A 23,446-nucleotide genomic window follows, 5' to 3' on the forward strand; every position below is an offset into this window, starting at 1 on the left:
CCGGCCTTCTACCCCTTGGCCCTGCCTTCCTTGATCTTCGCCGCCAGCTCCTTGGCGATGGCGAAGCTGCCCTTGATGCGCTCGGCGTCGGTCGGCCAGTCGCGCAGGACGACGATGCGGTTATCCGTCACCCTGGCCTGGCCGCGCTGGTCGTGGATGAACTCGACCAGCCCGGCCGGGTTCGGGAACTTGTCGCCGTGGAACTGGATGGTCGCGCCCTTGGGCCCCGCATCCAGCCGGGCGATATTCGCCCGCTTGGCCATGGCCTTGATGCGGATGACCAGCAAAAGCGTGTTCACCTCGCGCGGCAAGGGGCCGAAACGGTCGATCAGCTCGGCCGCGAAACCCTCCAGCTCGACCTTGCTGGTCAGCTCGGCCAGGCGGCGATAAAGCCCCAGCCGAACGTCCAGGTCGGGCACATAGCTTTCCGGGATCGTCACCGGCACGCCCAGGTTCAGCTGCGGCGCCCATTCGTCCTCGGGCGTGCCCTCGATCTCGCCGGATTTCAGCTTGGCGATGGTCTCCTCCAGCATCTGCTGGTAAAGCTCGAAGCCGACCTCCTTGATATGGCCCGACTGCTCCTCGCCCAGAAGGTTGCCGGCACCGCGCAGGTCCAGGTCCTGCGAGGCCAGGTTGAAGCCGGCGCCCAGGCTGTCGATGGCGCCCAGGAATTTCAGCCGCCGCATCGCCTGCGGGGTCAAGGGCACCCGCGGCTTGGTGGTCAGGTAGCAATAGGCCCGCGTCTTGGAGCGCCCGACCCGGCCGCGGATCTGGTAAAGCTGCGCCAGGCCGAACATGTCGGCGCGCCAGACCACCATGGTGTTCGCGGTCGGGATGTCCAGCCCCGATTCGACGATGCTGGTCGCCAGCAGCACATCGGCGCCGCGGTCGTAGAAGGCATTCATCCGCTGGTCCAGGTCGCCCGCCGCCAGCTGGCCATGGGCGACGATGGTGCTGGCTTCCGGCACATGCTCGCGCAGCCATTCCTCGACCTCGGGCAGGTCGGCCAGCCGCGGCACGACGAAGAAGCTCTGCCCGCCGCGATATTTCTCGCGCAGCAGCGCCTCGCGGATGGTCACGCCGTCGAACTCGGACACATAGGTGCGGATCGCCAGGCGGTCCACCGGCGGCGTGCCGATGATCGACAGATCCCGCACCCCGGTCAGCGACAGCTGCAAGGTGCGCGGGATCGGCGTCGCGGTCAGGGTCAGGACGTGGATGTCGCTGCGCAGCTCCTTCAGCCGCTCCTTGTGCCCGACGCCGAAATGCTGCTCCTCGTCGACGATCAGCAGGCCCAGGTTCTTGAAGCGCACCTGTTTCGCCAGCACGGCATGGGTGCCGACGACGATGTCCACCGTGCCCTCGGCCAGGCCCTTGCGGGTCTCGGCCGCATCCTTGGCGGACACGAAGCGCGACAGCGGCCGGACGTTGATCGCCGTGCCGCGGAAGCGCTCGGCAAAGGTGCGGAAGTGCTGGCGCGCCAGCAGCGTGGTCGGCGCGACCACGGCGACCTGCCGGCCCTGCGAGGCGGCGATGAAGGCCGCGCGCATGGCGACCTCGGTCTTGCCGAAGCCCACGTCGCCCACGACCAGCCTGTCCATGGGCCGGCCGGCGGCCAGATCCTCGGCCACGTCGGCGATGGCGGCGGCCTGGTCCTCGGTCTCGGCATAGGGGAAGCGGGCGGCGAAGCTTTCGATCTCGTGATGCTCGGGCTCCAGCACCGGGGCGGGCCGCAGCAGGCGTTCGGCCGCGACGCGCATCAGCCGGTCGGCGATCAGCTTGATGCGTTCCTTGAGGCGCGCTTTCCGCGCCTGCCAGGCGCCGCCGCCCAGCTTGTCGAGCAGCCCCTCCTCGTGCCCGTAGCGGCTCAGCAGCTCGATATTCTCGACCGGCAGGTAAAGCCGGTCGCCGCCGGCATATTCCAGCGCCACACAATCATGCGGCACGCCAAGCGCCTGGACGGTCTCCAGCCCGGTGTAGCGGCCGATGCCGTGTTCGACATGCACGACCAGGTCGCCGGGGCTTAGCGTCGTGGTGTCGCGCAGGAAATTCTCGGCCTTGCGGCGGCGCTTGGCGCCCCGGATCAGCCGGTCGCCCAGCACGTCCTGTTCCGAGATCACCGCCAGCGCCCCGGTGGCCGCGCCGTCCGAGGTAAAGCCCTCCTCCAGCGGCCAGACCGCCAGGCCAAGCGCACCGGGCTGGTCGGGCAGCTCGCGCAGGTCGGCGATGGGCTGGGCGCCCTTGATGCCCTCATCGGCGATCAGCCCGGCCAGGCGTTCGCGCGCCCCTTCCGAGAAACTGGCGATCACCACCCGGCGCGAGGCTTGAAGGTTTCGAATATGATCGGAAAGAGCCTTGAAAAGATTTCCCTTCTCGGCCTGGCGCTCGGGGGCGAAATTGCGCCCGACGCGGCCGCCGGCATCCAGCACGCCCGGACCCGGCGGCTGCGGCAGAACCGAAAGGCGCAGCACCCGATGCGCGGCCAGCCAGCGCGCCCATTCGGCCTCGTCCGGGAACATGCCGGAGGGCGGCACGGGGCGATAGACCGTGTCGGCGCCGCCCTTGCGGGCCAGCGCCTCGCGCCGCGCCGCGAACTGCTCGGTGATCGTGTGCCAGCGCGCGTCGCGCACCTGCTCTAGATGGTCGTCCGCCACCACCGAGGCGCCGGGCAGATAGTCGAACAGGCTTTCCAGCCGGGCATGGAACCAGGGCAGCCAATGCTCCATGCCCGCCATCTTGCGGCCGGCGCTGATGCCCTCGTAAAGCGGATCGTTGGCGCCGCCGCCATATTCGGCGCGGTAGTTCTGGCGAAAGCGGGTGATGGCGGCTTCGTCCAGGATCACCTCGGACATGGGCGCAAGCTCGACACGGTCGAGCTTTTCTATGGAACGCTGTGTTTCTGCATCGAATCTGCGCGCGCCGTCCAGGACGTCGCCGAACATGTCCAGCCGGATCGGCCCGGATTCGCCGGGCGGGAAGATGTCGATGATGCCGCCGCGGACGGCGAAATCGCCCGGCTCGGTCACGGTCGGGGCCTGCGAGAATCCCATGCGGGCCAGGAAGGCGCGCAAGGCGCCTTCGTCCATGCGGTCGCCCACCGCGGCCGAGAAGCCGGCATCGCGCAGCACCTCGCGCGCGGGCACGCGCTGCATGGCGGCCGAAAGCGTGGTCAGCACCACGAACGGCCCCTTCAGCGCGCCATGCGCCAGCGCCGTCAGCACCGCCATGCGCGCGGCCATCACCCCTGGCGCGGGCGAGACGCGGTCATAGGGCGTGGTGTCCCAGGCCGGGAACTCCAGCACCGCGGCCGAGGGCGCAAAGAAGCCCAGCGCCGCCCGCATCGCGGCCATGCGCCGGTCGTCGCGGGCGATGTGGATGACGGGATTGCCGCGGGCCAGTTCGCGCGCGACCAGCGCGGCGTCCATGCCTTCGGGTGCGCCGGACAGGGTCAGGTGTTCGGGAAGCGATGCCATGCGCCCCGAGGTAAAGCCGGCATCGGCGAAGTCAAGAGCGGTTCAGAAGCCGAAGGGATGCACGATCATCCAGAGCGCGCCGTAAAAGGCGGTCAGCGCCACCACAAGGACCGACATGGCCAGGATCACCATCCGGTGCCGGCGCATCAGCCGCGCGGCCTCGGCCCCGGCCTCGTTGACCGGCTGGCCCACCTCGGCGCGGGCCAGCACCGCGCGCAGGCACCGCGCCAGCCGCAGCTCCAGCCCGAAAAGCAGGGCGAAGGGCAGGACCAGCAGCACCAGCGCCTGCGCCATCTCCAGCCCGTAGCCAAAGCCCAGGATGGCCAGCGTAGTCAACAGGAACGAGCCCAGCCCCAGCAGGATCGCGCCCTCGCGCCGGTCGATGCGCCAGCGCGGCAGGGTCAGCGACAGCCAGTCGAGCAGCGCCAGGGCGGCCGGATCGTCCCTGGGGCCCGGCTCGGCGCCGACGGCCCCGGAAATCACGTCCGAGGGCACGCCCAGGATGCGGCGCCCCGCCATGGTCCAGGCCAGAGTCAGGATCACCCAGAACCAGATCGAGCCGAAGGACCGGCTGTCCAGCAGGGCGAGGATTCCCTCGGGTCGGGGCACGTCTTCTCCTTGCAGCGGTTGCGCAGGGCAAACTAACCGGGCCTGGGGCAAAGGAAAACCTCGATTTTCGCCGCCGGGCGGCAAGGGGTTGCGCGGCGCGGGGCATGGGTGCAGGTTCGGGCCAGATCCTTGCAAGCCACAGGCCCCGCCCATGTCCCCGACCCCGATCACCGCCCCCTTCCCCGCCAGCCGCCTGCGCCGGCTGCGCCGCACGCCCGCGCTGCGCGCGATGGTGACGGAAACGACCCTGACCCCCGCCAACCTGATCTGGCCGATCTTCGTGACCGAGATCGCCGGCGGCGAGGGCGAGATCCCCTCGATGCCGGGCGTCGAGCGGCTGACGCTGGACGGCGCCAAGCGCGCGGCGGAAACCGCGATGCGGCTGGGCATCCCGGCAATCTGCATCTTTCCCCACTCCGACCCGGAGCTGAAGACCGAAAGCTGCGAGCGCGCCTGGGATCCCGACAACATCGGCAACCGCGCCATCCGCGCCATCAAGGAGGTCGCGCCCGAGCTGGCGGTGATGACCGACATCGCGCTGGACCCCTATAACGCCAACGGCCATGACGGGCTGGTGCGCGACGGGGTGATCCTGAATGACGAGACGGTCGAGGCGCTTGGCCGCATGGCGCTGGTCCAGGCCGAGGCGGGGGCGGACATCCTGGGCCCCTCGGACATGATGGACGGGAGGATCGGCGCGCTGCGCGGACTGCTGGAGCAAAACGGCCACAAGGACGTGGCGATCCTGTCCTATGCGGCGAAATTCGCCAGCGGCTTCTATGGCCCGTTCCGCGACGCGGTGGGCGCCTCGGGGCGGCTGGTGGGCGACAAGAAGACCTATCAGGTGAACCCCGCCAACCGCGAAGAGGCGATGCGCTGCGTCGCCCGCGACCTGGCCGAGGGCGCCGACATGGTCATGGTCAAGCCGGGCATGCCCTATCTGGACATCTGCCGCATGGTCCGCGACCAGTTCGCGGCGCCGACCTTTGCCTATCAGGTCAGCGGCGAATATGCGATGATCGAGGGCGCGATCCGCAACGGCTGGCTGTCGCGCGAGGTGGTGGTGGAAAGCCTGCTGGCCTTTCGCCGCGCCGGCTGCGACGGCATCCTGACCTATTACGCGCCGCAGGTGGCCGAAAGGCTGGCGTGAGGGCGCGCGCCCGTCTATCATCACGGCCTTGACAGGCGGGGCAACCGCCGAACAGGGAACGAGGGCTAGGATGATGTATTCCAACGGGATGAGCCGGCGCCTGCTGCTGCTGGGCGGCGCGGCGCTGGGGCTGGCGGGCTGTTCGAACGCGATCGGGCAGGATGCGCCCTCGCGGCTGGACGCGCGCGTCGATGCGACGCGGGACTTCCTGCTGCGCAGCTATCCCAATGTCGCGCCCATGGTGCAGAACGCCAAGGGCGTGCTCTACATGCCGCTGATGACCGAGGCGGGCTTCGGCGTCGGCGGCGCCTATGGCCAGGGCGCGCTGCGCATCAACGACGTGACGGTGGATTACTATTCGGCGGCGCAGGCCAGCGTCGGCTTCCAGATCGGCGCGCAGCAATATGCCCATGTGCTGATCTTCCAGACCGATGCCGCGCTGGCCGATTTCCGCCGCGCGCCGGGCTGGGTGGCCGAGGCCGGGGCCTATTACGCGCTGCCCGCCGGGGGCGTCTCGATGGGCACCGACACCATCACCGCGCAGCAGCCGGTGGTGGCGATGATCTTCGGCCAGTCGGGTCTGATGGCCGGCGCCTCGATCGCCGGGACGAAATACAGCCGCGTCATCCCCTCGACCTTCTGAGGGGAAACGCCAAGGCCGGACGCCCTGCCCGGCCCAGCCTTTCAGCTGCCGTGGATGATGCGGACGTAGTTGCGCGTCTCGCGATAGGGCGGCACGCCGCCGTATTTCGCCACCGCCGCCGGCCCGGCGTTATAGGCCGCCAGCGCCAGCCGCCAGCTGCCGAAGGTGTTGTACATCATGCGCAGGTAGCGCGCGCCGCCTTCCAGGTTCTGCATCGGGTCGTTGGGATCGACGCCCAGCTTGGCCGCCGTGCCCGGCATCAGCTGCGCCAGCCCCTGCGCCCCCTTGTGCGAGCGGGCCGAGGGGTTCCAGCCCGATTCCTGCTGCACCAAGCGCAGGAACAGATCCTCGGGGATGCCGTGCTTGCGCGCGACGGCGCGGGCATGGGGCAGATACTGGCTGCGCCGGTTGCCGCGATAGGCGGGGATGGCGGTGGGAATGTCCAGCTCCACCACGCTCTTGGTCGAGGTGCCGCCGGGACGCAGCCGGGCCGATTGCTGGTATTGCGCGGCCAGGCGCGAATCCATCAGCCGGGTCTGGCGCTCGAACTGGGCCAGCCGCGACTTGCCGCTTTTCGCCTGCAGCCGCAGCCCGTCTGCCGTGGCGGGGGCAGCCAGCCCGGCCGAAAGCGCCAGGGCCATCACGGCCCGGCCCAGCTGGCGCATCATCGCCCGATCGCGTGAAAGCATCCTTGGTCCCTCATGCATGGCGTCTTCTTTTTTGCCGGCACTATAGCGCAAAGCGGGCCGCGCGCCGCAAGAGGATTTTGCCGCGGGTCGGGCGGCACCGCCATCGGCGAATTTCCGCCTATGGCAGCCGGTGCCATTCCGCTTGCCCCCCCGCCCCCCCACGCGCTACACCCCCGCGGGAACGAAGCCAACGAAAGGGACCGCAGCATGGCTGGCAGCGTGAACAAGGTGATCCTGGTCGGCAACCTGGGCCAAGACCCGGAGATCCGCAGCTTTCCCAGCGGCGGCAAGGTCGCCAACCTGCGTATCGCGACCTCGGAGACCTGGAAGGACCGCAACACCGGCGAGCGCAAGGAGCGCACGGAATGGCACACGGTCGCCATCTATTCCGAGCCCCTGGTCCGCGTGGCCGAGCAATACCTGAAAAAAGGCTCCAAGGTCTATGTCGAGGGCCAGCTGGAGACCCGCAAATGGCAGGACCAGAGCGGCAACGACCGCTATTCGACCGAAGTGGCGCTGCGCCCCTTCCGCAGCGAGCTGCACATGCTCGACAGCCGCGGCGGCGGTGCGGCGGGCGGCGGCCGCGATGACGGCTATGGCGGCGGCGGTTACGGGGGCGGCGGCTATGGCGGCGGCGGCTCGTCGGGCGGCAGCTCCTCGGGCGGCAGTTCCTCAGGCGGCGGGCAGTCGCAGAACCGTCCCGATTTCGACGACGACATCCCGTTCTGATCCCCGAATCCTGGGCCCGCGAACCTGGCCCCACGAATCCCGGTCCCGGCCCCTCGCGGCCGGGATCTTGCGTTCAGAACCGGCTCAGCAGGTCCGAGCGGAACGAGGCGTCCAGCCGCCGCATGTAGCTTTCGGCGCAGCACATGTGGTCGTGCATGATGCGGGCGGCGGCATCACCGTCCTCGGCGCGAAAGGAGGCCAGCAATTGCCGGTGGCTTTCGATATTCGCCTCGCCGAAGATCTCGTGCTCGCGCATGCTTTCGCTGCGATAGCTGACCAGATCGCGCAGCATGCTGTTCAGAAAGCGGCACATGAAGACCAGGATCACGTTGTCCGAGGCCTCGCAGAGGATGTCGTGGAACTCGGTCTCGGCCCGGCGCACCACGGCGCGGTCCTGGGCCGCGTTCGCCTCTTCGCAGATGCGGATGTTTTCCTCGAGCCGGCGGAAATGCGCGGGCGTCAGCTTGCCGATGACGTTGCGCGCCAGGCTGACCTCCAGCGACTGGCGCAGTTCGTAGACCTGGGCGAAGTCGATCTTCTGGAAATGCAGGTATTGCCGCAGCTGCTGGGTGACGATGTCGATCGAGGCCGGCTGGATCTCGGGCCCGCCGTTCGGACCCGAGAGCATGCGCACCAGCCCCTCGACCTCCAGCGCCTTCAGCGCCTCGCGGATGGTGCCTTTCGAGCAGCCGTAATGCTCCATCAGCGCGCGCTCATGCGGCAATCGGTCGCCGGGGTGCATGCCGTCGCGGGCGATGCGGCGACGGATGTCCTCGGCCACCTGGTCCGACAGCTTGATGCGGGTAAGCCTGCGTTCCTTGCCTGCCGGCGCGTCCTGATCCATGCGGTCCTTCAATCCTGCCAGGTTGTCCCCAGGTCCAGCGGATATATGGGCCGGGCGAGTTTTTTGAAAGCAAACAGATCGTAATCCGAGGCGGTTACGCCCGAGCTGGCGCATTCCACCACCGCCTTGGCCAGCGGCTCGAAGACCGGGCGGCAATACATGCGCGATTTCAGGTGCAGGAACCGCGCCTTGGCGGCGTCGAGGCCGAGGCAGGAAAAGCAGCCCAGGTCCAGCGGCTCGTGCGGTTCCTCGCAGATCACGATGCGCGCGGCGCCGGTGTCGAAGGCGGCGGCGCGGCCCATCGACAGCTCCTGCCCGTGATAGATCGGGCCGGCGACGCGATAGCGCCCGTCCGACAGCGCCGTGACCCGGCCCGACAGCCGCAGGGGCGGGCGCGGCGCGGGCAGGCCCTCGGCCGGGGTCTTGTTGCCCAGCCGGATCTCGACCTCGGCTCCCTCGCCTGCGGCGAAAAGCTGCGCCACGGTCTCGGGATCGGCGACGGGACCGACCAGGATGCCCTGCTGCCCGGCGGCCAGCAGTTCCTCCAGCACGTCCATCACGTCGCAGCTGCCGCCCGACATGCAATTGTCGCCATGGTCCAGCAGCAGCACCGGGGCCGAGCCATCGGCCAGCGCGGCGGCGCGGGCGATGGATTGCGCCAGGGGTTCCTCGGCATAGACATATTCGGCGCGCCGGTGCCATGCCTCGCGGCCAAGCTCCTGCGCGACCGCGCGCGCAAGCTCGGGCGTGTCGGCGACGGTGACGATGGACAGGCCGGTCTCGGCCAGGTCGGCGATGGGAAAGCCGCCAAAGACCGTCACCGCCTGCACGCCCGGCCGCGCCTCGGCCTGCCGCGCCAGCGCGATCAGGTCGGTCATGGCGCAGTCGGTCGTCGTGTTCATGCACAGCGTCGCCGCCAGCATCGGCGGGTGGCACAGCGCCATTGCCGGGCGCGGGGCGCCGGAAAGCAGCGGTTCGAACAGGCGCACGACATGTTCGCCGGTCTCGACCATGTCCACATGCGGATAGGTCTTGAAGCCGGCGATCACGTCGCAATGGTCCAGCGTGGCTTGGGTGATATTGCCATGCAGGTCCAGCGCCACGCCGATGGGCACGCCCGGCGCGGCGGCGCGGATGCGGCGCAGCAGTTCGCCCTCGCCGTCGTCATGGCTGCGCGTGACCATGGCGCCGTGCAGGTCCAGCAGGATGCCGTCGCAGCCTTTTCCGACCGCCGCCAGGATCGCCTGCGCCATGGCCTCGAAGGCATCGTCCTCGACGGGCCCCGAGGGCATGGCATGGGCGATCAGCGGCACCTCGACCTCGGCGCCGATGCGGCGGGCGAAGGCGTAAAAGGCGCCGATGGCGGCGGGATAGGTCTCGGCCGCGGCCAGCGCGTCCTCGCCCCATTTCGGGGCAAAGGCGGCCAGCGGGGTCTTGAGCGGCGAGAAGGTGTTGGTCTCGTGGTTCAGCCGGGCCAGGACAAGGCGGGTCATGCGGCGGCCCCCTTGCGGGTCTCGGCCATGCGGCGGTCATAGTCCAGCACCGCCTCCAGCAACACCTGCGCGCCGGCGGCGCATTCCGCGGGTTCGGCCGATTCGGCGGGGTTGTGGCTCAGCCCGTCCTTGCAGGGCACGAAGATCATCGTCGTCGGCGCCTTGGCCGCGGTATGGGCGGCGTCATGGCCGGCGCCCGAGACGATGTCACGCGTGGAATAGCCCGCCGCCTGCGCCCCCGCCCTGACCGAGGCGATGCATTCGGCGTCGAACACCACCGGCGCGGTGCGCGAGATCTGCTCCAGCCGGCTTTCCAGCCCGACCGCCCCGGCGGCATCCTGCACCAGTGCCTCGACCTCGGCCTGCATCCGGTCCAGCACCGCGTCCGAGGGGTGGCGCAGGTCGATGGTGGCGCGCACCTCGCCGGGGATGACGTTGTGCGAATTGGGGCTGATCTCCAGGAAGCCGATGGTGCCCACCGCGTCCTGATGCGCCTTGGCGATGCGGTCGATGCCCTCGATCACCCGCGCCATGCCCAGAAGCGCGTTGCGGCGCATGCCCATGGGGGTCGAGCCGGTATGCGCCGCCGTGCCGGTCAGGGTCAGTTCGAACCAGCGCATGCCCTGGATGCCCTGCACCACGCCGATCTGGATGCCCTCGGCCTCCAGGATCGGGCCCTGCTCGATATGCAGCTCGAACATGGCGCCGAAGCGGACGGCGCCGGCCTTGGCCTCGCCGCGATAGCCGATGCGGTCCAGGCTGGCGCCGAAGGTGTCGCCGCGGGCGTCCGCCCGCCCGTCGCCGTATTCGCGGCTATAGACCCCGGCCCAGATCCCCGAGCCGAGCATGGCCGGCGAAAAGCGCGAGCCCTCCTCGTTGGTCCAGTTGACCAGCATCAGCGGCGCCTCGGTCTGGTAGCCGGCTGCGTCGAGCGTGCGCAGCACCTCGAGCCCCGCCAGCACCCCCAGCACGCCGTCGAACTTGCCGCCGGTCGGCTGGGTGTCCAGGTGGCTGCCCATGGCGATGGCGGGCAGGTCCGCACGGGTGCCGGGGCGGGTGGCGAACATGTTGCCGGCCTCGTCCACGGTCATGCTCAGCCCCAGCGCGTCGCATTGCGCCCCAAGCCAGTCTCGCACGCGGCGGTCGTCCTCGGACAGCGTCAGCCGGGCGATGCCGCCGTCGGGCGTGGCGCCGATGCGCGCCGTCTCCATCAGGCTGTCCCACAGCCTTTCGGCGTCGATCGTCAGGTTGGACATGGTGGTTTCCTTCATGCCTTCACGCCCAGATAGCGGTCGATGGTATCGGGGTCGCTGCGGAACTGCTCGGCGCTGGCGCAATGCACGATGCGGCCCAGTTCCAGGATGTAATGCCGGTCGGCCAGCTGGCTGCACACGGCCAAGTTCTGCTCGACCAGCAGGATCGGCACGCCGGCCTCGCGGATCAGCCGGATCTGGGCCACGATCTCCTCGACGATGATCGGGGCCAGCCCCTCGACCGGCTCGTCGAGCATCAGCACCTTGGGGCCGTTCAGCAGCGCGCGGGCGATGGACAGCATCTGCTGCTCGCCCCCCGAAAGCTGGCCGCCGCCGTTCTTCCTGCGCTCTTCCAGCCGCGGAAAGATGCGGTAGATGTCGCCAAGCGACCAGGGCGAGCCGCGGCGCACGGCGATGCGCAGGTTCTCCTCGACGCTGAGCAGTTGGAAGATGCCGCGGTCCTCGGGCACCAGCGACAGCCCGGCCGCGGCGATGCGGTGCGCGGGCTGGCCGGTCACGTCGCGGCCCGCCAGTTCCACCCGGCCCTGCCGCGGCGCGATCAGCCCCACGGCGGTCTTCAGCGTCGTGCTTTTGCCGGCGCCGTTGCGGCCCAGCAGGGTGACGATCTCGCCCGGCCCGACCTCCAGCGTAACGCCTTGCAGGATGTGGCTCTTGCCGTAATAGCTGTGCAGACCGGTCAGTCGCAGCGCGGCGCTCATGCGATGTCCCCCGTGATCATGTTGCCCAGATAGGCGCGCTGCACCTCGGGGTCGTCGCGGACCTGGGCGGGCGGCCCCTCGACCAGCTTGCGGCCCAGCCGCATCACCGTGACCATGTCCGAGATGTTCATGACGATGCCCATGTTATGCTCGATGAACAGCACGGTATGGTCACGGCCCAGGTCGCGGATCAGCTGCTTCATCGCCTCGATGTCGTCGATTCCCATGCCGGATGTCGGCTCGTCCAGCAGGATGACGCGCGGCCGCGCCGCCATGGCCATGCCGACCTCCAGCCGGCGCTGCTGGCCATGCGACAGCTCGCCCGCCAGCCGGTTCGACACGGGGGCAAGCGCCAGCCGCTCGATCACCTCGTCGGCGATGGCCAGCGCCTCGGCATTGGCTTCCGCCCGCCGCCAGGGCGCCAGCGCCTGCCAGGGCGTGCGGCCCTGGGCGGCCAGGCGCAGGTTCTCGCGCAGGGCCAGGTTCGGGAACAGGCTTGTGACCTGGAACGAGCGCGCGATCCCCAGCCGCACCCGGTCGTCGTCCGAGGTGTCGGTGATGTCGCGCCCGTCCAGCTCGATCCGGCCCGAGGATGCCCGCACCCGCCCGGTCAGCGCATGGAACAGCGTGGTCTTGCCGGCGCCGTTCGGCCCGATGATCGAATGGACCGAGTTGCGGCGGATCTGCAGGTCGACCTCGGCCAGCGCGTGGAAATTGCCGTATTTGACGCCCAGGCCGCGGGTCTGCAATGCGATGTCGGTCATCTCAATGCTCCTCGGCCGGGGTTTCGGGCGCGCGCTCGCGGCGGAAGACCAGGTCGTAGCCGCGCTCGACCAGACCCCAGAGCCCGCGTTGCAGGAACAGCGCCACCGTCACAAGCACCAGGCCCAAGAGCAGCAGCCAGCGCGGCCAGACGGTCGAGAGCGCATCGGCCAAGAGCAGGTAGAACCCCGCCCCCAGCACCGAGCCGAACAGGCTGGAGCTGCCGCCGATGATGGTCATGATCAGGATCAGCTCGCTGGTGTGGTATTCGATGTTCGACAAGGGCGCGACGCCGATCAGCATGGCATGCAGCGCACCGCCGAAGGCCGTGACCGCGCCCGAGATGGCGAAGGCCTCAAGCTTGAACAGCTTGGTCGGGAAGCCGATGGCGGCCGCCCGCCCCTCGTTCTCGCGGATCGCCAGCAGGGTGCGGCCGAAGGTCGATTGCGTGACCATGACCAGCAATGCAAAGACCGCGACGAAGCAGACGGCGACGAAGGTGTAATAGGACCACGGGCTGTTCAGCGCCGTGCCGCCGACCGAAGGACGCGGCACGCCCAAAAGGCCGTTGTCGCCGCCGGTCACGCCGCTGAACGTATAGGCGACGAAGTAGAACAGCTGCGAGAAGGCCAGCGTCAGCATGACGAAATAGACCCCCTGCCGGCGGATCGACAGCCAGCCGACCAGCGTCGCCGTGGCCGCGCCCAGCACCGCCGCGCCGGCCAGCACCAGGGGCACCGGGACCGACCAGCGCGTCAGGCAGATGCCGGCGACATAGGTGCCGATGCCGAAGAAGATGCCCTGGCCGAAGGACAGCAGGCCGGTGTAGCCCAGAAGCAGGTTGCAAGCCGCGACGACCATGGCGAAGATCAGGATCTCGGTCGCCAGGATGCCGGATTTCAGGAACAGCGGCAGCACCAGCACGGTCAGCAGCGCCAGCGCGAGCTGCGCATAGGGTTTGTCGAGCGGATTCATGCTCATGCCCTCCCCAACAGGCCGCGGGGCATCAGCGCGATGACCAGCGCCATGCCGACATAGATCATCAGCCGCGCGCCCTCGGGCCAGAGCGTGGTCATGACGCTTTGCACCACGCCGACCAGCAGGCCCGCGACCAGCGCGCCGGTATAGCTGCCCATGCCGCCGATCACGACGACGACGAAGGCGACGGAAAGCGCCTCGATCCCCATGAAGGGCTCGACGCCCCGGATCGGCGCGGCAAGCGCGCCCGCAAGCCCGGCAAGCCCGGCGCCGAAGCCGAAGACGGCGGTGTTGATGCGCAGCGTGTTGTAGCCCAAGAGCGCCATGTTCGCCGGCGATTCGGACCCGCCGCGCACGATGGCGCCCAGCCGCGTGCCTTCGAGCAGCCACCACAGCAGCCCGGCCAGGACGGCGGTGAAACCGATGGTGAAGAGCCGGTATTGCGGATAGATGAAATCGCCCAGGATGACGACGCCCTGCAACCCGTCCGGCGCGGGAACCGAGCCGCCCAGCGGCCCCCAGGCGATGATGACCAGTTCCTGCACGACCAGCGCCAGGCCGACCGTCACCAGGATGTGGAAGGTATGCGGCAGCTTGTAGATGCGATGCAGCAGCACCGCCTCGATCAGCGCGGCGATGCCGGCCACGATCAGCGTGGCCAGCGGCATGGCGGCCCAGAAGCTGAAGCCGCGCATGGTCAGGTCATAGGTCAGATAGGCGCCCAGCAGGTAGAAGGCGCCATGGGCGAAGTTCACGAACTGCAACAGGCCGAAGATGACGCTGAGGCCGACGGCGAGCAGGAAATACAGCATCCCCAGACCGATGCCGTTCAGAACCTGGAATAGGTAGATCACGGGCTTCTCCTGAAACCGGGCGAAAAGGCCCCGCGCGACAGGGATCGCGCGGGGAGGCGGGGGTTCAGGCGGGCATCTTGCAGCCGGCATCCTCGGGCGACAGGAACGATTTGCCGGCGCTGATGACCTCGGCGTAGTCGTCCTTGTCGGCCATGTCGGCCTTGGCCTTGCCCTTGAGCAGGTAATAGTCCTTGATGACCTGGTGATCGGCGGCGCGGATCTCCTCCTCGCCGGTCAGGCCCTGGTATTTCAACCCGCTCAGCGCCGCGGCGACGCCCGCACCATCCGGCGAGCCGGCCTTGACCGCGGCTTCCAGCAGCAGTTTCGCGCAGATATAGCTGCCGGCAAAGGAATAGTTCGGGTTGAAGCCGTGCTTTTCCTGCACCTTGGCCACCAGTTCGCGGTTCAGGGCCGTATCGGCGCCATGCCAGTATTGCGCGCCGAAATAGACGCCCTCGCAGATGTCCGGCCCCAGCGCCTCGAACTGCTCGAGCCCCGAAGCCCAGGCGACGACGATGGTCATGCGCTGCTTGAGGCCAAAGCTGACCGCCTGGCGCAGCGTATCCGAGCTTTGCGCGCCGAAGTTCAAGAGCAGCAGCACGTCGGGCTGGGCGGCGATGGCATTGGTCAGGTAGCCGGAAAATTCCTTGTCGGTCAGCGAATGATAGCTGTTGCCGACATGCTCGATGCCCTTTTCCGCGAACACATCCTTGGCGGCGTTCAGCAGCCCGTCGCCAAAGACGTATTGCGGGGTGATCGTATACCATTTCTTGGCATCGGGCAGCGCGTCGATGATCGGGCGCACGGTCTCGTTGATGGCGCCATAGGTCGGCACCGACCAGCGGAAGGTGGCCTTGTTGCAATCGACGCCGGTGATCTCGTCCGCGCCGGCGGTGGTCATGAAGGCGCCGCCGCCGCGCTCGACCTCCTTGCCCATGGCCAGCGATTCCGACGACAGGATGCCGCCGGCGAACAGCTTGACCCCGTCCTGCGCCAGCGCGTCCTGCACCTTGCGCACCGCGGTCGCGGGCTTGCCCTCGGTATCGAGGTCCAGGGTCGAGACCTGCACGCCATGCGCGGCCGCGACCTCTTCGGCGGCCATCACCGCGCCGATGGTGGCGAACTTGCCGTTGGCGGCAAAGGCGCCCGAGATCGGCACCGGCACGCCGATCTTCAGCGCCTCGCCTTGGGCAAGGGCGCGGGTGACAAGCCCCGGCGCGGCAAGCGCGGCCGCGGCCAGCGTGGATGTGGTCAGGAAACGACGACGATTGATCATGGGGAAACCCTGTTGTTGGCGTTGCATTGGTTCTTGGGGAGGCAACTTTCAAAACTATACGTATAGATAGGATTATCTGTCTATAAGCGGCTTCGCCTCGCCCTCCAAATATTTCCCTTTTAAATCATCGATCTGATCGTTTCTGCGCCGCAGCGATAGCTTCGCGCCCGCAGAAAAGGCAGCGGGAAAACCCGCGGCAAGGGCATGCGCCCCAGCCCGATTCGGCCCTGCCTGCGCCGAACTGGCCCCATCTATGGGCGCGATCTGGCTCTATCCCTTTTCCGCATTCGGGCGCAGTCAGGAGGAAACGCCTTTTGCCCGCAGGAGTCCGGCCATGACGCTCGATCTGAACCCCAACGACATGTCCCATGTGGTCGCGGCCGACCGCGCCCATGTCTGGCACCACCTGAGCCAGCACAAGCAATATGAGACCATCGACCCGCGCGTCTTCGTCGAGGGCAAGGGGATGCGGCTTTGGGATGCCACCGGACGCGAGTTCCTCGATGCGGTTTCGGGCGGCGTCTGGACCGTGAACGTGGGCTACGGCCGCGAAAGCATCGCCGATGCGATCCGCGACCAGCTGGTCAAGCTGAACTATTACGCCGGCGCCGCCGGCACCGTGCCGGGCGCGATCTTCGCCCAGAAGCTGATCGAGAAGATGCCGGGCATGAGCCGGGTCTATTACTCGAACTCGGGCTCGGAAGCGAACGAGAAGGTCTACAAGATGGTGCGCCAGATCGCCGCGCGCCATCACGGCGGCAAGAAGTGGAAGATCCTGTATCGCGACCGCGACTATCACGGCACCACCATCGCCACGCTCGCGACCTCGGGCCAGGACCAGCGCGCCATCGCCTACGGCCCCTTCCCCGACGGCTTCGTGCGCGTGCCGCATTGCCTGGAATACCGCAAGCAATGGGACGTGGAGAACTACGGCGAGCGCGCCGCCGACGCCATCGAGGAGGTGATCCTGCGCGAAGGCCCCGATACCGTCGGCGCCATCGTGCTGGAGCCGGTGACGGCCGGCGGCGGCGTCATCACCCCGCCCGAGGGCTATTGGCAGCGCGTGCAGGAGATCTGCCGCAAATACGACATCCTGCTGCATATCGACGAGGTGGTCTGCGGGCTTGGCCGCACCGGCACCTGGTTCGGCTATCAGCAATACGGCATCGAGCCGGATTTCGTGACCATGGCCAAGGGCGTCGCCTCGGGCTATGCGGCGATTTCCTGCACCGTCACCACCGAGCGCGTCTTCGAGATGTTCAAGGACGCGCCCGAGGACGGCATGAGCTTCTTCCGCGACATCTCGACCTTCGGCGGCTGCACCTCGGGGCCGGTGGCGGCGATCGAGAACATGCGCATCATCGAGGACGAGGGGCTGCTGGCGAATACCGTCGCCATGGGCGAGCGCACGCTGGCGAACCTGCGCGCGCTGATGGAGAAGCACGCGGTCATCGGCGACGTGCGCGGCAAGGGCCTGTTCTGCGGCGCCGAACTGGTCGCCGACCGCGCCAGCAAGGAGCCGATGGACGAGAAGAAGGTGCAGGCCGTGGTCGCCGACTGCCTGGCGCAGGGCGTCATCATCGGCGCCACCAACCGCTCGCTGCCGGGCTTCAACAACACGCTTTGCCTGTCGCCGGCGCTGATCGCCACGACGGACGACATCGACCGCATCACCGATGCCATCGACAACGCGCTGACCAAGGTCTTTGCCTGACCCTTGATCCGCGGCGGCATTCGGGGGAGTGATGGACCCCGCCAGCCGCCGCGGATCACCCCATGCCGATTCCCCCCGACGCCTTCTTCCTGGACCACGCCGCCGGCCTGCCGCTTCAGGTCCAGCTGCGGCGCCAGATCATCGCCGCGGTGACGGCCGGCCGCTTTCGCGCGGGCGAGAAGCTGCCCTCGACCCGCGCGCTGGCCCGGCACCTGGGCGTGGCGCGGGTGACGGTGGCGCAGGCTTTCGCCGAGTTGGTCTCGACCGACTACCTGGCCAGCCGCGACCGCTCGGGCCATTACATCTCGGACAGCATCGAGCGGCGGCTGGAGGCCGAGGCCCCCGCCCCGGCGACGCCGCGCTTCGACTGGGACAGCCAGATCGAGGGCCGCTTTGCCCGCGCCCAGCGCACGGATCGCGAACGCGACTGGCGCCGCTTTGCCTATCCCTTCGTCTACGGCCAGGCCGATCCGGCGCTGGTCGATCACGCCGCCTGGCGCGACTGCGCCATGCGCGCGCTTGGCCGGCGCGAGTTCGACAGCCTGACCGGCGATCTCTACGACGCCGACGACCCGGAGCTGGTCGACCATATCGCCCGCCAGATCCTGCCCCGCCGCGGCATCAGCGCCGGGCGCGACGAGATCCTGCTGACGATGGGGGCGCAGAACGCGCTGTGGCTGGTGGCGCAGGTGCTGCTGCGCCCCGGCGCCTCCTGCGCCGTCGAAGACCCCTCCTATCCCGGCCAGCGCGAAATCCTGCTGGCCAGCCGCGCACGCATCCTGCCGGTTCCCGTCGATGCGCGCGGCCTGCCCCCCGATGCCATCCCGCCCGGCGTCGCGGCGGTCTTCACCACCGCCAGCCACCAGTGCCCGACCAATTCCACCATGCCGCTGGCCCGGCGCAAGGAACTGCTGGCCCGCGCCCAGGCGCAAGGCTTCGCCGTGGTCGAGGACGACTACGAATTCGAGATGTCCTTTGCCGGCGCGCCCTCGCCCGCGCTCAAGGCCATCGACCGGGCGGGGGCGGTGATCTATATCGGCTCCTTCTCGAAATCGGTGTTTCCCGGCGTGCGGTTGGGCTATGTCGTGGCCGATCCGCGCGTCATCGCCGAGGCCCGCGCCCTGCGCGGCATGGTGCTGCGCCACCCGCCCGGCCATATGCAGCGCACGCTGGCGCATTTCCTGTCGCTAGGCCATTACGACGCGCAAGCGAATCGGATGCGCCGCGCCTATGCCCGGCGGCGCGAGGTGATGCTGGCCGCCATCGCGCGCGAGGGGCTGCGGCTCGCCTCGCCCGAGGCGACCGGGGGCTCCAGCTTCTGGCTGGCGACGCCCGAGGGGGTGGATTCCTCGGCGCTTGCACTCCGGCTCAAGGCGCGCGGCGTGCTGATCGAGGGCGGCGCGGCCTTCTTTGCCCAGCCGGCGCGGGGGCGGGGCTTCTTTCGCCTCGCCTATTCCTCGATCTCGGCCGAGCGCATTCCCGAAGGCATCCGCCGCATCGCCGAGGCCCTGCAAGAGCAGGACCAGGGAGCGCCGCCGCCCGAGAGTTAGCTAGCCCCGGCCCCAATCGGCGTCGCGCATCTCGCGCAGCCGGCTGGCGGTGCGTTCGAACTCGAAGGCGCCCTCGCCCTCGGCGTAAAGCTGTTCGGGCTCGTCGGCGGCGCTGGCGATCAGCCGGACCCTGGCCTCGTAAAGCGCATCGATCAGGGTGACGAAGCGCTTGGCCTCGTTGTAGTTCGATTGGCCAAGGCGGGGGATGGCGTCGATGAAGAGCAGGTCCAGCGCCTCGGCCATGGCCAGGTAATCGGCCGGGCCCAGGGGCTTGCCGCAAAGATCCCAGAAGCCCGCGCGGCCGATGCGGCCGACATGCCGCGGGATCTCGACCTTGCGGCCCTTGATCTCGAGCAGCAGGGGCGCGGCCGCCGCGCCGCCGGTTTCCGCCTGCCACAGCGCATCCATCTGCGCCCGCGCCGCCGCATCGGCGGGGATGAACCAGACCTGCCCGCCCTCGTCGCGGTTCTGGCGGTGATCGGTGGCGCTGGCCAGCTCGACCACTTCCAGCCGTTCGCGAATCAGGGCGATGAAGGGCAGGAAAAGCTGGCGGTTGAGGCCGTTCTTGTAAAGATCCTCGGGCACCCGGTTCGAGGTGGTGACGACGGTCACGCCCTCTTCGAACAGCACCTGGAACAGCCGGCCGACGATCATCGCATCGGCGATGTCGGTGATCTGCATCTCGTCGAAACACAGCAGCCGCGCCTGCTGCGCCACCGCCTTGGCGACCGGGCGGACCGCGTCCTGCTGGCCGGTCTTGCGCACGCCCTCCAGCGCGCCCTGGATCTCTTGCATGAATTCGTGGAAATGCACCCGGCGCTTGGCGGCGACCGGCGCCGCCTCCATCACCAGGTCCATCAGCATCGACTTGCCGCGGCCGACGCCGCCCCACAGGTAAAGGCCCCGCACCGCCGGCGCAGGCGCGGGGGCCGCGCCCCGCAACCGCGCGAGCCAGCCGTTCTTCTGCGGCGCGGGCGCCGGGGCTGCGGCCAATTCCCGCACCAGCCGGTCCAGCACCGGCAGGACGCCGCGCTGCGCCGCGTCGGGTTCCAGCCGCCCCGCCGCCACGCGGGCCTCGTAGAGTTCGGATACGCTTGCCATATCCGCCCCCTGCCAAAGAAAGGACCGGCCCGCAAGGGCCGGCCCGGCAATTCCCATGAATTTCGTCGGGTTCAGCGCCCGCGGCGCTGGAAACTGCCGCGCGGATCGGTGCCGCGGCCCAGCCAGTTCTGCGTCACCGCGGCGATCTGGTTCACGATCTGCACCCGCTGGGTCAGGCCCTTGGCATCGGCCTCGTCCCCGGCCCGGCCGACGAGGGCGGGAAACTCGGCCTTGACCAGTTGCGGCTGGCTCAGCACGGCCCCGCTGCGGGCGTCGAAGACCTGCACGGTATAGTGGATGTTGTGGACGCCCGAGTTCTGCAACCGCTGGCGCACCACCGGGGTGATGGCGTGGAAACGCACGAGGGTGGCGACGATGCGCACGCCCGTCTTGCCCTTCAGCCCGGCGGCGCCCCGTTCGATGCCTTCCTCCAGGATGGCGGCCACCTGGGCGCGCCGGTCGCCCGCCGGCTCGCCATGCCAGACGATGTCGGCATTGGGCATGTAGCTGTTTGCCTCGGAGGTGGTCAGCTCGTCCGGCACCGCGACCTCGACCGCGGCAAGGCGCCAGCCGGCGGTCTGCGCCGGATCAAGCTGTTCGTAGGCGGTTTCCCAGGTGCTGGCGCAGCCCGAGAGCCCAAGGGCCAGGCCAAGCGCCAGAAGCGCAGGTTTCAACATGGGGTGGTTCCTCGTTAAAATCGAATGAATGGAAGGCCGGCGACAGGCCGGCCGCTGAAATTGCGCCAGGGTCTTTGGGCATGATCGTGGCCTGGAAAATCGGATGGATCAGAAAAGCGCCTTTCGCAAACAGGCCGGCTTGCGCCGCCCTTAGGTCGCGGGAACAATCCCGCAAACCGATGGAAGGATAGTCCTGGTTTTCCAATGCGCAAGAGATTCGATTCCATACAGGCCGCCGCCCGCGCCGAACCCTGTCCCGACTGGCCCCTGCGTGCGGCAAGGCTGCGCGCCCTGCGGCAGATGCTGGACGAGAACCGCCGCCGCCTCGGCCAGGCCCTCGCCCGCGATTTCGGCCAGCGCCCCCAGGCCGAGACCGACCTGGCCGAGGTCTTTCCGGCGCGCGCCGGCATCCGCCACGCGCTGCGCCACGGCCGCGGCTGGATGCGCCGCCGCCCGGCGCGGACCGGGCTGTGGTTCTGGCCCGCGCGCTCATGGGTCCAGCCGCGGCCGCTGGGCGTGGTGGGGATCGTGGTGCCGTGGAACTATCCGCTGTTTCTCAGCATCGGGCCGCTGACTGATGCGCTGGCGGCCGGCAACCGGGTCATGCTCAAGCTGTCCGAACATGCCCCCGGCTTTGCCGAGGCCTTCGCCGAGGCGGCGGCGCGGCATTTCGACGCGGATGTGCTGGCGGTCGTGACCGGCGGGCCCGAGGTCGCGGCCGAGTTCGCCGCCCTGCCCTTCGACCATCTGTTGTTCACCGGCTCGGGCCGCATCGGGCGGCAGGTGATGCAGGCGGCTGCGGCGAACCTGACCCCGGTCACGCTGGAGCTGGGCGGCAAGTCCCCGGCCCTGGTCGCGCCCGATGCGCCGCTGGCCCATGCGGTGGACCGGATCATGACCGGCAAGCTGCTGAACGCCGGCCAGACCTGCATCGCACCCGATTACGTGCTGCTGCCGCGCGCCGGGATCGAGCCGTTCATCGCCGAGGCCCGCGCCTGGGTCGCCCGGCACTATCCTCGGCTGGAGGGGAATGTCGATTACAGCCGCATCATCAACGACGCGCAGTTCCGGCGCCTGGACGACTGGATCGCGCAGGCCCGCGACGCCGGCGCCGCCCTGCACCCGCTAAGCGACGCGGCCCCCGATCCCGCCAGCCGGCTGATGCCGCCGCTGATCGTGACCGATGCGCAAGGCCCGCTGGCCGAGCAGGAGATCTTCGGCCCCATCCTGCCGCTGGTCCCCTATGACAGGCTGCGCGAGGCGGTGGACCACATCCTGGCCCGGCCGCGCCCGCTGGCCTTCTATCCCTTCACCCAGGACGACGAGACGCTGGCGCTGCTGCTGGGGACCGTCGCGGCGGGCGGGGTGACGGTGAACGACACGCTGATGCACGTCGCCCAGCCCGGCCTGCCCTTTGGCGGCATCGGCGCCAGCGGCATGGGCGCCTGGCACGGCAAGGCGGGGTTCGACCGCCTGTCGCACCTGATGCCGGTGTTCCGGCAGGCGCGGCCGAACGGCGCCGGGCTGCTGGCGCCGCCCTATGGCGCGCGGTTTCGCATGCTGATGCGCTGGATGCTGCGGCTCTAGACGATGGACTGGTTGCGGGTCTCGGCCCGGATGAACAGCGTGCCGATGGCGGCCAGGAGCAGCAGCGCGGCAAAGACGCCGATGGCGACGCCGAAGCCACGCGCCACGACATAGCCCATGAGCGAGGGCGCCAGCAGCCCGCCCACCCGTGCCACCGCGCTGGCCGTGCCCATGCCGGTGCCGCGCAGGCCGGTCGGGTAAAGCTCTGGGGTGAAGGCGTAAAGCGCCCCCCAGGTGCCCAGCAGCGCAAAGCTCATCAGCAGCAGCGAGGCGGCGACCAGCCAGGGGCTGCCTGCGACGGTGAACAGGAAACAGCCCGCCGCGCTGAGCAGCAGGAAGACCTGCAAGGTGGGCTTCCTGCCCCAGCTTTCCACGCCATGCGCCGCCAGCGCATAGCCGGGCAACTGCGCCAGCGCCATCAGCACCAGGAAGCCATAGCCGCGCACGAAGCCGAAGCCGCCCTTGGCCAGCTCCGCCGGCAGCCAGACGAAGACGCCGTAATAGGACAGCGAGACCAGGAACCAGGCGGCAAAGATGCCCAGGCTGCGGTTGCGCAGCTCGGGGCCGAACAGCCGCGCCTCGGCGGTGACGGGCGGCGCGGTCAGGCGGGTGCCCTGCGGCAGCGCGCGGGCGCCGTTCGCGGTCAGCACCCGGTCCACGACCGCGCGCGCACCGGGCTCGTCGCCCTTGCGCAGCAGATACATCGGCGATTCCGGCACCCAGAGCCGCAGCCAGATGCCGATCAACGCCGGCAGCGCGGCGACGGCAAAGATCCAGCGCCAGGGCTCGGCCGCGCCGGCCAGATGCGCGATCCAGGCGGTCAGGGCGATGGCGATGGTGCCGACGGCCCAGAACCCCTCGAGCCAGACCAGCCAGCGGCCGCGGTTCCTGGGCGGCAGGAACTCGGCCATCATGGCGTAATCGACCGGCAGCGTGCCGCCCACCGCCATGCCGGTCAGGAAGCGCAGCAGCATCAGCGACCAGATGTCCGGCGCAAAGACCGAGGCCAGGCCGAAGACCGCATCGCAGCCCACCGTCAAGAGCAGCACATTGCGCCGCCCGATCCGGTCGGCGATGCGCCCGAACAGCGTTGCGCCCGCGAACATGCCCAGGAAGAACAGCGTGCCGGTCTGCAGGGCCTGCGGCACGGTCAGCCCGAAACTGGCCGCGATCGAGGCGGCGGTGAAGCCGATGGCGATGACCTGCATCGCATCCGCCGCCCAGACCAGGCCGAAGATGCCCAGTAGCCGCTGCTGGAAACGGCCCGCGCCACCCTGGGTCAGGGCCTCGTCGATGGTCAGGTTCATGGGTCTTCTCCGCCTTGACGCCTGCGCCGCGGTCTTGC

General features: G+C 69.1%; 20 protein-coding genes. 6 read left to right on the forward strand and 14 right to left on the reverse strand.

The features are described 5' to 3' along the window. Nucleotides 1–8: 8 nt before the first annotated feature. Entirely contained in the window at nt 9–3,473 is a 3,465-nt protein-coding gene (gene mfd, locus IT40_RS14905; protein ID WP_036756695.1) for a transcription-repair coupling factor, read from the reverse strand. A 42-nt stretch (nt 3,474–3,515) separates the two neighbouring features. Beyond that, nucleotides 3,516–4,082, reverse strand: coding sequence for a hypothetical protein (locus IT40_RS14910; RefSeq protein ID WP_036756696.1), 567 nt, complete (start codon nt 4,080–4,082; stop codon nt 3,516–3,518). 151 nt (nt 4,083–4,233) lie between these two features. On the opposite strand from IT40_RS14910, the gene hemB reads away from it, so the two are divergent. After that, nucleotides 4,234–5,232, forward strand: a complete 999-nt coding sequence (gene hemB / locus IT40_RS14915) for a porphobilinogen synthase (RefSeq protein WP_036756697.1) — start codon at nt 4,234–4,236, stop codon at nt 5,230–5,232. A gap of 70 nt (nt 5,233–5,302) precedes the next feature. Next, nucleotides 5,303–5,875 (forward strand): lipid-binding SYLF domain-containing protein, encoded by a 573-nt coding sequence (locus tag IT40_RS14920; protein ID WP_084197151.1) that lies wholly within the window; start codon nt 5,303–5,305, stop codon nt 5,873–5,875. A 41-nt stretch (nt 5,876–5,916) separates the two neighbouring features. On the opposite strand, the gene IT40_RS14925 is transcribed toward IT40_RS14920, so the two are convergent. Further along, entirely contained in the window at nt 5,917–6,564 is a 648-nt protein-coding gene (locus tag IT40_RS14925; RefSeq protein WP_036756703.1) for a lytic transglycosylase domain-containing protein, read from the reverse strand. Nucleotides 6,565–6,771: 207 nt separating this feature from the next. Here IT40_RS14925 and ssb point away from each other — a divergent pair, with 207 nt between their 5' ends. After that, nucleotides 6,772–7,293, forward strand: a complete 522-nt coding sequence (gene ssb / locus IT40_RS14930; RefSeq protein WP_036756706.1) for a single-stranded DNA-binding protein — start codon at nt 6,772–6,774, stop codon at nt 7,291–7,293. A 73-nt stretch (nt 7,294–7,366) separates the two neighbouring features. Here the strand turns inward: ssb and IT40_RS14935 are convergent, their stop codons facing one another. From IT40_RS14935 to IT40_RS14970, 8 genes are all read right to left on the reverse strand, one after another. Beyond that, nucleotides 7,367–8,137, reverse strand: coding sequence for a FadR/GntR family transcriptional regulator (locus tag IT40_RS14935; protein WP_036756773.1), 771 nt, complete (start codon nt 8,135–8,137; stop codon nt 7,367–7,369). Nucleotides 8,138–8,145: 8 nt separating this feature from the next. Next, nucleotides 8,146–9,630 (reverse strand): M81 family metallopeptidase, encoded by a 1,485-nt coding sequence (locus IT40_RS14940; RefSeq protein WP_036756708.1) that lies wholly within the window; start codon nt 9,628–9,630, stop codon nt 8,146–8,148. After that, the gene (locus tag IT40_RS14945) at nt 9,627–10,886 is read right to left on the reverse strand and encodes a Zn-dependent hydrolase (protein WP_036756776.1); all 1,260 of its coding nucleotides are present in this window, start codon (nt 10,884–10,886) and stop codon (nt 9,627–9,629) included. The genes IT40_RS14940 and IT40_RS14945 overlap by 4 nt, the downstream gene beginning before the upstream one ends. Nucleotides 10,887–10,897: 11 nt before the next feature. Further along, complete coding sequence (locus IT40_RS14950; RefSeq protein WP_036756711.1) at nt 10,898–11,602, reverse strand: ABC transporter ATP-binding protein; 705 nt, start codon at nt 11,600–11,602, stop codon at nt 10,898–10,900. Continuing rightward, complete coding sequence (locus IT40_RS14955) at nt 11,599–12,366, reverse strand: ABC transporter ATP-binding protein (RefSeq protein WP_036756714.1); 768 nt, start codon at nt 12,364–12,366, stop codon at nt 11,599–11,601. The genes IT40_RS14950 and IT40_RS14955 overlap by 4 nt, the downstream gene beginning before the upstream one ends. 1 nt (nt 12,367) lies before the next feature. After that, the gene (locus IT40_RS14960) at nt 12,368–13,345 is read right to left on the reverse strand and encodes a branched-chain amino acid ABC transporter permease (protein ID WP_036756725.1); all 978 of its coding nucleotides are present in this window, start codon (nt 13,343–13,345) and stop codon (nt 12,368–12,370) included. After that, nucleotides 13,342–14,196: a branched-chain amino acid ABC transporter permease gene (locus IT40_RS14965; protein ID WP_036756728.1), complete on the reverse strand. Its 855-nt coding sequence runs from the start codon at nt 14,194–14,196 to the stop codon at nt 13,342–13,344. Before IT40_RS14965 ends, IT40_RS14960 begins: the two co-directional genes overlap by 4 nt. A gap of 64 nt (nt 14,197–14,260) precedes the next feature. After that, a complete protein-coding gene (locus IT40_RS14970) occupies nt 14,261–15,472 on the reverse strand; it encodes an ABC transporter substrate-binding protein (protein ID WP_116171105.1) in 1,212 nt (403 codons plus the stop codon). A gap of 334 nt (nt 15,473–15,806) precedes the next feature. Between IT40_RS14970 and tpa the strand changes: the two genes are divergently transcribed. Together tpa and pdxR are read left to right on the forward strand one after the other, a co-directional pair. Beyond that, the gene (gene tpa, locus IT40_RS14975; RefSeq protein ID WP_036756783.1) at nt 15,807–17,186 is read left to right on the forward strand and encodes a hypotaurine--pyruvate aminotransferase Tpa; all 1,380 of its coding nucleotides are present in this window, start codon (nt 15,807–15,809) and stop codon (nt 17,184–17,186) included. Between the two features lie 62 nt (nt 17,187–17,248). Next, the gene (gene pdxR / locus IT40_RS14980; RefSeq protein WP_036756731.1) at nt 17,249–18,736 is read left to right on the forward strand and encodes a MocR-like pyridoxine biosynthesis transcription factor PdxR; all 1,488 of its coding nucleotides are present in this window, start codon (nt 17,249–17,251) and stop codon (nt 18,734–18,736) included. Here pdxR and zapE read toward each other — a convergent pair whose 3' ends face one another. Both zapE and IT40_RS14990 read right to left on the reverse strand, forming a co-directional pair. Next, nucleotides 18,737–19,837 carry a cell division protein ZapE gene (zapE, locus tag IT40_RS14985; protein ID WP_036756733.1) on the reverse strand — a complete coding sequence of 367 codons (1,101 nt, stop codon included), beginning with the start codon at nt 19,835–19,837 and terminating at the stop codon, nt 18,737–18,739. A 71-nt stretch (nt 19,838–19,908) separates the two neighbouring features. Further along, on the reverse strand, nt 19,909–20,514 hold the full coding sequence (locus IT40_RS14990) for a DUF6778 family protein (protein ID WP_036756736.1): 606 nt from the start codon (nt 20,512–20,514) through the stop codon (nt 19,909–19,911). Between the two features lie 204 nt (nt 20,515–20,718). On the opposite strand from IT40_RS14990, the gene IT40_RS14995 reads away from it, so the two are divergent. Beyond that, nucleotides 20,719–22,101: a coniferyl aldehyde dehydrogenase gene (locus IT40_RS14995; protein ID WP_036756739.1), complete on the forward strand. Its 1,383-nt coding sequence runs from the start codon at nt 20,719–20,721 to the stop codon at nt 22,099–22,101. Here IT40_RS14995 and IT40_RS15000 read toward each other — a convergent pair. Next, complete coding sequence (locus tag IT40_RS15000; protein WP_036756742.1) at nt 22,098–23,408, reverse strand: MFS transporter; 1,311 nt, start codon at nt 23,406–23,408, stop codon at nt 22,098–22,100. The two genes, IT40_RS14995 and IT40_RS15000, sit on opposite strands and share 4 nt — an antisense overlap. Between the last annotated feature and the right edge of the window lie 38 nt (nt 23,409–23,446).

Source organism: Paracoccus versutus, assembly GCF_000763885.1.
Taxonomy (GTDB): domain Bacteria; phylum Pseudomonadota; class Alphaproteobacteria; order Rhodobacterales; family Rhodobacteraceae; genus Paracoccus; species Paracoccus versutus.